This is a genomic window from Parenemella sanctibonifatiensis (genome assembly GCF_002250565.1).
In the GTDB taxonomy this organism is placed as follows: Bacteria; Actinomycetota; Actinomycetes; order Propionibacteriales; family Propionibacteriaceae; genus Parenemella; species Parenemella sanctibonifatiensis.
Genome location: NZ_NMVJ01000012.1, coordinates 1 through 11,155 on the forward strand (window position 1 = coordinate 1; position 11,155 = coordinate 11,155).

Below are 11,155 nucleotides of genomic sequence, written 5' to 3' on the forward strand. Positions count from 1 at the left end.
CAACCACGACCGCAGGCACTCATCGCTGGGCTATCTCGCACCGGCCGACTACGCTCGGCAGTGCACCCATCAAATGGAAACCGACGACTCGCACAACGTCCGGACCTAACCGTGGGGGCAGGTCACAGTCCTTGTTTCACCAGCCAAGAGGGCGCACGAACTGCTCGTCGGGTTCGAGCGAGTCTGGGAGCTAAGGTCTGAGCTAAACGTCCGAAGGGAACCAACGTGTTAGGCGTCCCGTGAGAGTCCGGAGCGCAGCTTGTCGATGGCAGCCAAGACTCTTTCGGTGTCGTGATGGGCGAGTGAGCGTTTCGCCCAATCGCCGAAGATGGCTGCATGGGTGTGTAGATGCTTGGCGGTGAGGTCGATATACTTTGGGGCATTCAGTGCATACGACTCACGGAACTCCTTCCAGTGGATCGCTTTCCCGGTTGCACAATGCGCCCAGTATGAGGCTAGGTCGGCCATGAAGCAGACCACCTTGCTCTTCTCAAAGTCGATGAGGCCGGTCACAGTGGCATTCGCGTGAGGCGAGTCGACGAGCACGTTGTGGGCCCCAAAGTCGCCATGTCCGTGGACTGCAGTACAACGCGTTGAGGGCATCACCTTGTCGGCGGCGACCGACTGATGCCAGTGTAGTAGTGCGAGAATCCTGCCGAGGTCCATAGGTGGCCCGGATCCATATACATTAAGCTCTACTACGTCCATCGGCTGACCCGCAAGGCGGCTCATGTGGATCCATGGCGTACCGTCCATGCAAGCACCCGACGCGAGGAGATCTGGGACCACTTGAAAGTGGGACCAACGCCGCATTGAGGCCTGCTCACGCACCTGGTTCTCTTGGGCCTGATAGTAGTAACACTTGATAGCCGTCGTCGGGTACAAACCGACGATGGACCGGCGGTGTCGTCCGATCCGGATCTCGACGGGATCGCCGAGGCCGAGCATGGTGGCCGGCTGGCGCAGCGCGTGAAGTGCGCTTTCATCAGTATCCACGAGGCTACATACTAGCCGGTCCGCGGACGATCTGGGTGTCTTGAGCGATTGCGACCCGAGCGTGTTCGAGACGTCGGTCATCTGGCGGATGTACCAAGCAGTTGGTGAGCCTGACAGGGTCATCCGAGCGGATGCGGAAATCGGAACGGTTGGCTGCTGACCTGCGAGTGGTCTGGCGGCCAGCTAGGTCTGGCGGTAAGCTAGGATTCTGGTTAATGTGGAACGGCCCCACTGAGGCAGTGTGTCGAAGGAGACTGAGATGGTTGAGACGGCTCGCAGTGATCGGCTTGGGCTACGCAGGTCTCCCGCTCGTCCAAGCGGCTTCCGCAGTCGGTTTCAATGTGGTTGGCTTCGACTCTAACCCGACGGTGGCGGACGGTCTATCTGCGGGGAAGTCCCATGTTGTGGGAGTCGATGACGAAGCGGTTGCCAGGATGGTTCGCGGGGGCGTCAAGTTTGGAAGTAGTGAGGACATCTTAAATGACTGCGATATTGTCGCCATCTGCGTGCCGACGCCACTGCTCGCGGATGGAGCTCCAGACCTCTCTCACCTGGTAGCGGCGGGCGAGTCGGTCGCTAGATGCCTTCGGCGCGGAGAGCTTGTCATCGTCGAGTCCACGAGCTACCCGGGGACGACCGACGAAGTTGTGCGAGGGATTCTCGAGGGGACCGGGCTTGAAGCCGGCGTGGACTTCAACTTGGCTAGTTCTCCGGAGAGGATCGATCCGGGAAACCTCGAGTTCAGCCTCAGAAATACTCCGAAGGTAGTTGGTGGGCTGGCGGAAGTATGCACCAGGCGAGCCGCAGCGTTCTATGGGAGGTTCTGCGAGCGAGTGGTTCCTGCCAAGGGGCCAAGGGAAGCGGAGATGGCCAAACTGATCGAGAACACCTATCGACATGTGAACATCGCCCTCGTGAATGAGATGGCCATGTTTGCACGAGGGCTAGGCGTGGATATCCACGATGCGTTGGATTGCGCTGCCAGCAAACCATTTGGCTTCCAGGAGTTTCGGCCTGGGCCAGGCGCTGGCGGGCATTGCATTCCAGTGGATCCTTGTTATTTGGCGGAGCGTGTGAGGGATCTTGGGGCACAGTTCAATCTTGCTGAGGCGGCCACAGATGTCAACAATCGGATGCCGGGCTATGTGGTTGAGCGAATTCGCGAGATGCTTGTTGCGGATGGCAAGACGGTTGAGGACGCTACTGTCGTTCTACTTGGGGTTACCTACAAGGAGAATATTTCAGACATCCGGAACTCTCCGGCGGTGCATATTGCGGAATTGCTCTACGCGCAGGGTGTGAGGGTTCGGTATCATGATCCTACGGTGGCTACGTGGTCTGTTAATGGCCAGTTCGTTCATCGTGTAGAGGACGATCTATCGTCGGGATTGGTCGGAGTCGACATTGTCGTTCTTCTTCAGGCCCACCGCTGTTACACGGACGAGGCGCTTTCTGTGGCACCCGTCGTGCTCGACACCCGTCGGGTGTTGTCGAAAGCAACCGAATATCTGTGAATGATTGCGGCTGAGGTTGAGATTGGTCCGCGGTTGTATGAGATGGCTGTGGTGTGGCGAGGGTCAGCGAGCACTCAGGTTCGTCCTGAAGTACGAAGACGGCTCGGGCCCTGGCCTCAACAGACCACCGTGCTCAGTCGGCAATGCCCTGTGCGTCACCTTGTGTGAAGTGCTGGCGGACGTCCGGTCGGGCGAGGATCTGGGCGGTACTGGAGGGCAGTGTTCGGCTAGTTTCGAGGTGCTCGAGGGTGGACAAGTAGGCGGCCTCGGAGCTAGCAGATCGGCTGAGGGTCGCTCTGATATCCGTCGCACTGACATTCGCGTACTGTGGATCCCCGACCACATAGACGCGCTTGCGGTTCGTTGGGTGACGGTTCCAAGAGTGCCGTGTTGCTACTTCACAATAGCCAGGAAGGTCGACGGCCTTGATTCCTGAGATATGGAGAACGTCGGGACTTTGTCGGTCCCAGCCAGTGGCTCGGTGCAACTCCTCGTCTGCTTTGCCCTGTGACATGTCGACGACGTGAGGCTCGACAGGAACTCCCCAGCTATGGAAGAGTGCTGTGACCAGTTCGGCACGTACTTTACCGGGGAGCAGAGGGACGAGCCGGCGTGTACGCTCCGGTACGATAACCTGTAGAGGGCTGGTTCCAAATGTCTCATTGAGGCCTTGGGCTTGTTGAAGCATGGCAACGTGGCCCATATGCAGGGGATCGAAGGTACCGCCGGTGATGACCCGCATCGTCACTCCTCTCGCGCTGGGGGTACTCGAGGTTGAGTCTTTAGGGTCTCACAGGACTTCGATTGGGACAATAGCCCCGAGTCGGCTCATTCTGAACTGTCGCAGCTTCAGGGCGGTCCGGTAGGTGATTCGGCCGCTGCCATCAGCTGGCGGCGTTGTGGCTCTGGCGAGAGTCCAGTTGGCCCACCGGATTTTGTGGCGTAGGTCGGGTTCCCAACGTGGCGGCGCATCGCCAACTCGGGTGCCCTCGACCGAGCTGATCGAGGCCGGCAGTTCGGCAACTCATCAGCACCGCTAGTCGATGGAGGTGCCGGTAGGCCAACAGCGCGGTCTCGTCATGCGGGTGGCGCCAGGTCATGAGCTCGTGCACCCGCTCGGGACTTGATCCCGCGTGCTCGGTCGTATCGTCACCACCCTCCGTCGTCGGAGGACGGAGCCATGCTACGAAGAGACCCCGTTGGGCAGCGTCCCTATCTACGGTCAACCCGTCACCAAGCTTGGCGGCACACGGGGCCCACGGGGGAAGATGGAGGGGCGGAGCATGCTAATGCGGTGGCAGGGCGTCCACCTTCGAACATGCTAGCTTGGTAAGCCCCACCTATGGCAAGCTGGAGGTGCCAATGCGGTCCCCGTTCCAGGTCTTAGTTGTGCCGTTTCGTATCATCAAGTCGTCCGGCGATCCAGAGTTCTTGGTGTTGAAGCGAGCGGATCTCGATGTCTGGCAGGCCGGCGTGGCCGGCGGGGGTGAAGACGGGGAGTCGCCAGCTGGCGCGGCAGAACGCGAGTCGGTCGAGGAACTGGGCCTCGAGCACACGGTTGCCGTCTACCCGCTTCAGTCCGTAGCTTCAGTGCCGGTGTATCACTTCAGCGATCGCGCTTCGTGGCCTTCTGGACTGTACACGATTCCTGAGTACGCGTTCATGATCGACCTGACCGGAGAACGGATTTCGTTGTCGAGCGAGCACACATCGTCGCGGTGGCTTGGGTATGACGGCGCACTGGAGCTGCTGTGCTGGGACAGCAATCGAACGGCGATTTGGGAGGCCCGCCAAAGGTTGGTCCGGATGGACCTGCCAGCTAGCAGTCGCCGACTGTAGGGGGTGTCGCTATGTTTCCTGTCAAGTGGCGGAGGCTGGTAGCGGCTTGCCGGTTCTGAGCATGGCTGGAGGACGTCGCAGCGTCGGCGTGCCAAGCAAATGAGGGTGACGTTACGCTTCTTGATCTTGCGATCGTCGCCGGCGCGGATGACGGAGGGGCGGCTCGCAGGGCAGCGAACGCGGACGGGAACATGGGGCCCGTCCGATCATCGGTCACCAGGCCCGGCGGCAAACCCGGGGATCATGACCTCGACGTGGCCACTGAGTCATACCGAACGCGGCGACCACCCCACCATGGATCCAACCAAAATAGCGGGACGGTGCGAGCCAAGAGATTGACTAGGTTCTAGGCGGGCAATAGTATCCAAGGATGTCAGAGTTGCGGGTCTCCTTCTCGATCATGGCACATCCGAGCAGGCGTGTGAATGCCACCGAGATCGCGAAACGGGTGACTCCGCAGGGCGTAGTTGTACTGGATCCAGACCCCGAGGGAGTTCGCAGCCCGCTTCGGACGGGTATCGCAGCATGGCAGGTTGTGGACGACAGGGCCACGCACCATGTTGTCCTTCAGGATGATGTAATCCTCTCAGATCGATTTGCAGATTCTCTGGTAGCTGCTATCAGAGCGGCTGAGAGCAGGCCGATATCCTTGTTCGTCGGATGGTCTGCTTGTTCGGCAGCCGTGGGTCGCGTGGGCGCGATGGTTGGTGGCCAGGTGTGCGAGGTTGCTGATGGGTACACTCCGGCAGTTGGGCTGGTTCTGCCTCGCGACGTTGCCGGCGGATTTCCGGACTTCGGCAGAACCCTCTCTCTGACCACTCCGTATGACGAAGCGATGGCTCGGTACCTAGGGATGATGAATGTTCGCGCCGTGAGCATATTTCCGAACCTTGTAGAGCATTCAGACATGCCGAGCACGGCGGGGAATAACTGGAGAGGGGTGCGTCGATCAGCGTCATTCTCTCCCTCCGCCGCCGCTAGTGAACTGGCGCATGCCCCTGTGTCGATGGCCGCACATGTTCAGTTCCGCAGTCGAGCCGTCATGATTCTGCTACCGACGGATGGCGGGGCTGGCCCCTGGCGGCAGCTACCGCTTGACGAAGCAGTGCGCGATCTGGGGCTTGGACCTGCGCTTCAGGACTGTGGGGATGTCGCGAGAGAGATAGATAGAGCCTATGGTCTGGGGCCGGAGTCCTCCGAGGCGCTATCGCGTGCTGCGATCCTTACAGGCGTGTGTGCGCGCCGGAGTCGGGGTGATCGTGGTTCCGAGGGCTCGCGGTTGGCTGCCCTGCCGTTCTTCGTTTCGATGATTCCCGGCTACTTGCGACTACACCACGACTTCGCCTACCTCGAAGAGATTTCGGGTGAACTAGGCGAACTGCTGGCAGATGTTGCATATCAACGATATTTATAGTCGTTGCCCTGCCATGGATTAGGCGAGCGGTCGGTTGTGATCTGAGGCCTGGTCTCGCGTATGCACTGCGAGGCCAAGACGATATCCGGCCGATATTAGATCGGCGGTCGACTCTTGTAAGTGGAATACATCATCTTCGCTCGCATCTGCAAGTGCAAGAGCTCCCGCTACGAGCGTTGACGCGCCAGGATAATGGCGACCGTCGGCAATGTGGTGCGGGTTCATGAGTGGTCTCGCTAGCTGTTGCGGGGCAGGACGTTGATGACGATGCCGCGGCGCGCGCAAAGGATGTGCAGTGTCGAGGGAGCGTCGGTAGGGTGAAGAGCATGGCGTGCCCTGAATCAGACACTCAGGGGGCTTTCGGTCACACCGTCAGCCCCCAGACCTCCTGAGTCCTTAACCCGCCGCCTGCGCCTGTGCGCTGAGCGGGCTCTTGGGCAGCTCCCTGGGCGCTGGCCGTGGTGACGAGACGTTTCCCCCTTTTCGTTCTCGTTCCTCGGAGCCCTCCATGCCCTTCGCCCTCTACCTGCTTGCCCTGGCTGTCTTTGCCATGGGCACATCTGAGTTCATGCTTGCTGGCCTCGTGCCAGACATCGCCGCCAGTGTCGGTGTCTCTGTCGGCACAGCTGGGTTACTCACCTCTGCCTTTGCGGTCGGGATGATTCTCGGTGCGCCCGCCATGGCAGCTCTCACCCGTCGGTGGCCCGCCCGGACCACCTTGCTCGGGTGCGTGGTCATCTTCGCTGCCTGTCACGTCGTCGCCGCCACTGCCGAGACCTTCTCCGTGCTGTTCGCAACTCGTGTGGTTGCCGCGGTTGCCAACGCCGGTTTCCTGGCCGTTGCACTCAGCACCGCGACCCGCCTCGTGGCCCCCAGCCGGAAGGGCCGCGCTCTTGCCATCCTCCTCTCGGGCACCACGATCGCCATGGTCGCCGGTGTTCCCGCGGGGGCTCTACTTGGCACGGCGCTGGGATGGCGGGCCACGTTCTGGGCGGTAGCCTTCCTGTGCGTTCCTGCTGCAATCGGCATCCTCACCGGGATCCGTCCACAGCCGAGAGCCACGCAGGACGAAGCCAACGATGGCCCGTCTCTCGCCTTCGAGTTGGCGCAGCTCCGCGTGCCCCGTCTTTTCACGGCGATGCTGCTCGCTGCGCTGGTCAATGGCGGGACTTTCGCCGCGTTTACGTTCCTCGCGCCGGTCGTGACCGGGACAGCGGGTCTGGGCCAGGTGTGGGTACCGGTGGCTCTGGTGTTGTTCGGCATCGGGTCCTTCATGGGAGTCAGCATTGCCGGGCGACTGTCTGACCAGCACCCGCGAATGCTCCTCGTTGTGGCCGCGCCGCTCCTGTTAGTTGGGTGGCTGTTGCTCGCGGTGCTTGCTGGGCACTCCGTGCCGCTGCTCGTCCTGGTGTTCCTGCTGGGAATGCTGGCATTCGCTGTGGGAAGCACCATGATCGCTCGAGTGCTCTACGCAGCATCGGAAGCGCCCACCATGGGTGGTTCCTACGCGACTGCCGCTCTCAACATCGGGGCCGCTGCTGGTCCGGCGCTCGGAGCGGTAGCGCTCGAGAGCTCGAGCAACCTTGGTCCCGTGTGGGCAGCGACCGCGCTGACCGCTCTCGCACTCCTCGTGATGCTGCCCACGCTGCGCATCATCGCCCCGCGGGTACGGAATGTGGAGGCTGCCAAGTGACGCACGCTAATGCTCCGTTGAGCCTTGAAGGTCGACGCCGGCTCGTGAATCGGTGCCTGACCCGGCCGATCGCGCACGTAGCTGCCGAGATGGGCATCTCACGCGCGTGCGCTTCGAAGTGGGTCAACCGGTGGAGACGCCATGGCGAAGCCGGGCTCCAAGACCGTGCTTCGACGCCCCACCACAGCAGTACCGCGACAGCAGCCTGTGTCATCCAACAGATCGAGGCCTGGCGGCGAGAGCACAAGTGGTCCGCCCAGCGCATTGCCTACGAGCTCGCCGAGCTGGACGTCAGGATCAACCGGCGTACCGTCAGCCGACACCTGAGCCGGCTCGGCCTTGGCCGACGCCGATTCATCGACCCTGGCGGCGACACCAATCGCAAGCCAGGGAAGATCACCGCCCGCTGGCCCGGCCATATGGTGCACCTCGACGTGAAGAAGGTCGGCCGAATCCCTGACGGCGGCGGCTGGCGCATTCATGGGCGCAACAGCGACCAGGCTAGGACCGCGGGTCGCGCGAAGTCAGCTGGGGCGAAGCGGGGGTACACCTACCTGCACTCCGCCGTCGACGGATTCTCCCGACTCTCGTACACCGAGCCGCTGACCGACGAGAAGGGACTCACGGCGGCAGCGTTCCTCGCCCGAGCTAAGGCCTGGTTCGCCGCTCACGGGATCTCGCACATCCACCGCATCATCACCGATAACGGTGCGTGCTACCGCTCGGCCGACTTCGCTCGAATCGTCGGCAACCGCACGCGACACCAGAAGACCAGGCCCTACACGCCCCGACACAACGGGAAGGTGGAGCGCTACCAGCGAATCTTGGCCGAGGAACTGCTATACGCCCAAGAGTTCAAGAGCGAAGAAGCCCGCGACGCCGCGATCGAAATCTGGAATATCCACTACAACTACCACCGCCCCCACAGTGGAGCGGGCGGACATCCCCCAGCATCTCGGCTCCGTGCTCGCGTCACCAACGTCTGGCCCTCATACAGCTAGCATTCCGGTTGCCACGGCCACTTTGAATCCTTCTTTGTAGATGTCGGAGTAGGCCCAATCAGAATCGACCAGCCGTCGGTTCGCGGCGACAGCGATTGCATCCGTGTCCAGAGTCTCGTGAAAGACAGTATCAAATGAGTCCTGGATGCGTCTTCCATCTAGGAACAGCGCTGCGCGCAAATTTGTCGACGAGAGGTACGGTAGGGGGCCGCGGTGCTCTCGTATGGGTGAGGTCCAGCTCTTCGTGGGGAGATCATCCCAAGGGACCGCCGCTCGACGGAGCCCAGAGGTGGATATGAGGCTGCGGCTGTTCTGGATGTCGTGCTCCACGAGACTGGGGATGGTTGCCAGGATAGTCTGGCTGTTGGCTGCGGCGAATTCGCGTAGGGTTGCCGAAGCGCTGATGCCACGATCGCCCGGGGTATCGCGGAGGAATTCGGCATACTTTGTCGCCAGCGACATGGGCATAGCGATGGCGATCGCGGTTACGCAATCGTGGGGGAGCGCAGCCCACTGGTATCCAGATAGTGCGGCAATGCGAACATACTGAGATCTACGACCTGCCCAAGCTGTAAACAGAGTGACAATCGCGTTGGGGTAGATTGAGAGCGCACTATGTAGCGCATCTGCAAACCCGGGGCATGTTTCGACGTCGTCCTGTAAGACGACATGATGTGTGTGTGCTTGGGAAGTTGCGGACCATGCAAGTCTGGTTGATCGGATAGCCGAAATGGGGCCATTGGGACTAGGGTCGTAGGAAATCGTCGGATCGAGTGTGAGGCACTGGCTTGCGAGCGCCTCGGCCTGTAGTTCCCGCTTGGGATGCGCGCTGATAGCAGCCGAAATGCGTACGTGGGTCATGTTCGAGCCTAGCACCGGGGGTGGTTGTTTGAGGCGGTCGGCAGGGTTCTCGATGGGCGGAGCTGATCGGCGTTCTGGAGGACCTTGGTGATTGCCGCTGCGACTTGGCCGATCTGATGGTCGTCTGCTAGCAACCAGTGGTGCGGCAACCAGATGGTGTCGGTGCACACTTGGTCCGTGGTGGGGCAGTCTGGCTCGGGATACGTGTTGCCTACCTGCGTTGCCGTGGAACGAGCTTTTGTCAGAAGCGCCGTGTTGCGGTGCAACGGGAGGTATCCGCCCGACGCGCCCGTCAAGCCTTCGGCATTCAATGCTTCTACCACCGCGTCGCGCTGTTCTGGCTCGCCGGTGGAGTTGGGGAGGCGCATCATGAAGAGGTGGCGCCCATGAGCGGTCATCCGATCGTCCTCGGTGTCCACGACGAGTCCGCTGACGTCGGCTAGCAACTCGGCGAGTAGTCCGGCAGCATGCTCGTGCTGTTGCTGTTGGGTATCGAAACGATCCAACTGGCACTGCAGCACTGCCGCCTGAAACTCGGTGAGGCGCAAGTTGTACCCGATTCGTGTGGGAACGTGGCGACGACCTGGGCGGCGACGTCCGACGTTAATCAATGCATGCAACGCATCGGCTAGCAGGTCGTCGTTGGTTGCCACGGCGCCCCCCTCACCGGCGGTGAGGTTCTTGCTGGACTGGAAGCTGAACGTGCCGATGCTGCCCAGGCCGCCGATCGGCGTGCCCTTCCACTTAGCGCCGGTCGCCTGGGCGCCGTCCTCGATCACCAATAGGCCGTGCTCGTCGTGGATCGCGGCGAACTCGTCCATGTCGGCTACCCCACCGGCAAGGTGGACGGGGATGACGGCCTTCGTTCGATCAGTGATCGCCGCCCGTACGGCGGTTGGGTCAAGCAGATGGTCGGAGCTCTTGACGTCGGCGAACACTGGTATGGCGCCAACGAACAACGCCGCAGCCGCAGTCGCAATGAACGTATACGACGGTGCAATCACCTCATCGCCGATGCCGACGCCGCCGGCCGACAACGCGGCAGCCAGGGCGAGGGTACCGTTGCTCAGGGCGAAGACGTGCTTCACGTGCTGGTGCGCAGCGAACTCCGATTCGAAGGTCGTCACACTATTGCCGCTGGTCGAACCCCACTTGCCCGAGTTCAACACCTCCATCATGGCATTCGCTTCGGCTGAGGCGAACACAGGCCAAGCCGGCGCAGGAGAGGTGACTGCTGGACTGCCACCACAGATGGCAAGGTGTTCGCTCATGGCCATAGGGCCCTCCTAGGGAACTCTGACAGCTCACGATGATAGTAGGCGGTGTCGGGGCATGTTGGATGGTCTAGCACTGGGGCCATGAGGTCCGCGGTGCGGTGACGGGCACTGGATTGGACCCGTTTGCTGGTCCGACTTGTGAGTTCCGTCCTGGCAGCGGCCGAGCGGGACGATGTTCGCTTGGGTGGGGCAGTGTGGGGAGGGTGTGCTGCACGAGCAGGTAACAGTGGCTAGCTACGCGGCCTGAGACTGGCTGGCGTGGTCATAATTGTCTCGAACTCGATCGGGGTCACGTGGCCGAGACGGTCTTGTCTACGGTGTCGGTGGTAGGTCGGCTCGATCCATAACTCGTTGACCGCATCGGCAGTGAACTCGCGTCTGGTCGCACCGTTCTTGTCGGTCACAGCCACGGCGGTCGATGCCAACACGTTCTTGACCTGCCCCCACGGTTAGGTCCGGACGTTGTGCGAGTCGTCGGTTTCCATTTGATGGGTGCACTGCCGAGCGTAGTCGGCCGGTGCGAGATAGCCCAGCGATGAGTGCCTGCGGTCGTGGTTGTA

The 11,155-nt window shown here is 61.5% G+C and carries 7 protein-coding genes; 4 read left to right on the forward strand and 3 right to left on the reverse strand.

Annotation, left to right across the window (positions count from 1 at the left end):
* Positions 1-228: 228 nt before the first annotated feature.
* Positions 229-996: a phosphotransferase gene (locus CGZ91_RS13845; protein ID WP_179229388.1), complete on the reverse strand. Its 768-nt coding sequence runs from the start codon at positions 994-996 to the stop codon at positions 229-231.
* A 215-nt stretch (positions 997-1,211) separates the two neighbouring features.
* Here CGZ91_RS13845 and CGZ91_RS13850 point away from each other — a divergent pair, with 215 nt between their 5' ends.
* Complete coding sequence (locus tag CGZ91_RS13850; RefSeq protein ID WP_094456113.1) at positions 1,212-2,510, forward strand: nucleotide sugar dehydrogenase; 1,299 nt, start codon at positions 1,212-1,214, stop codon at positions 2,508-2,510.
* Between the two features lie 133 nt (positions 2,511-2,643).
* Here CGZ91_RS13850 and CGZ91_RS13855 read toward each other — a convergent pair whose 3' ends face one another.
* Positions 2,644-3,252, reverse strand: a complete 609-nt coding sequence (locus CGZ91_RS13855) for an adenylyltransferase/cytidyltransferase family protein (protein ID WP_094456116.1) — start codon at positions 3,250-3,252, stop codon at positions 2,644-2,646.
* Between the two features lie 584 nt (positions 3,253-3,836).
* Between CGZ91_RS13855 and CGZ91_RS13860 the strand changes: the two genes are divergently transcribed.
* The 3 genes from CGZ91_RS13860 (at position 3,837) to CGZ91_RS13870 (ending at position 8,457) form a co-directional block, all read left to right on the forward strand.
* Complete coding sequence (locus CGZ91_RS13860) at positions 3,837-4,349, forward strand: NUDIX hydrolase (protein ID WP_229116645.1); 513 nt, start codon at positions 3,837-3,839, stop codon at positions 4,347-4,349.
* Positions 4,350-6,271: 1,922 nt separating this feature from the next.
* Positions 6,272-7,456: a Cmx/CmrA family chloramphenicol efflux MFS transporter gene (locus tag CGZ91_RS13865; protein ID WP_062951365.1), complete on the forward strand. Its 1,185-nt coding sequence runs from the start codon at positions 6,272-6,274 to the stop codon at positions 7,454-7,456.
* Complete coding sequence (locus CGZ91_RS13870; RefSeq protein WP_094456121.1) at positions 7,453-8,457, forward strand: IS481 family transposase; 1,005 nt, start codon at positions 7,453-7,455, stop codon at positions 8,455-8,457. Before CGZ91_RS13865 ends, CGZ91_RS13870 begins: the two co-directional genes overlap by 4 nt.
* Positions 8,458-9,326: 869 nt before the next feature.
* On the opposite strand, the gene CGZ91_RS13875 is transcribed toward CGZ91_RS13870, so the two are convergent.
* Positions 9,327-10,595 (reverse strand): DegT/DnrJ/EryC1/StrS family aminotransferase, encoded by a 1,269-nt coding sequence (locus tag CGZ91_RS13875; RefSeq protein ID WP_094456123.1) that lies wholly within the window; start codon positions 10,593-10,595, stop codon positions 9,327-9,329.
* Positions 10,596-11,155: the final 560 nt, after the last annotated feature.

What these genes read in the sequence shown, in the direction of transcription:
- CGZ91_RS13865 (WP_062951365.1), top strand. Translation starts at nt 6,272, where the DNA reads ATGCCCTTCGCCCTCTACCTGCTTGCCCTGGCTGTCTTTGCCATGGGC.
- CGZ91_RS13855 (WP_094456116.1), bottom strand. Translation starts at nt 3,252, where the DNA reads ATGCGGGTCATCACCGGCGGTACCTTCGATCCCCTGCATATGGGCCAC.
- CGZ91_RS13875 (WP_094456123.1), bottom strand. Translation starts at nt 10,595, where the DNA reads ATGGCCATGAGCGAACACCTTGCCATCTGTGGTGGCAGTCCAGCAGTC.
- CGZ91_RS13850 (WP_094456113.1), top strand. Translation starts at nt 1,212, where the DNA reads ATGTGGAACGGCCCCACTGAGGCAGTGTGTCGAAGGAGACTGAGATGG.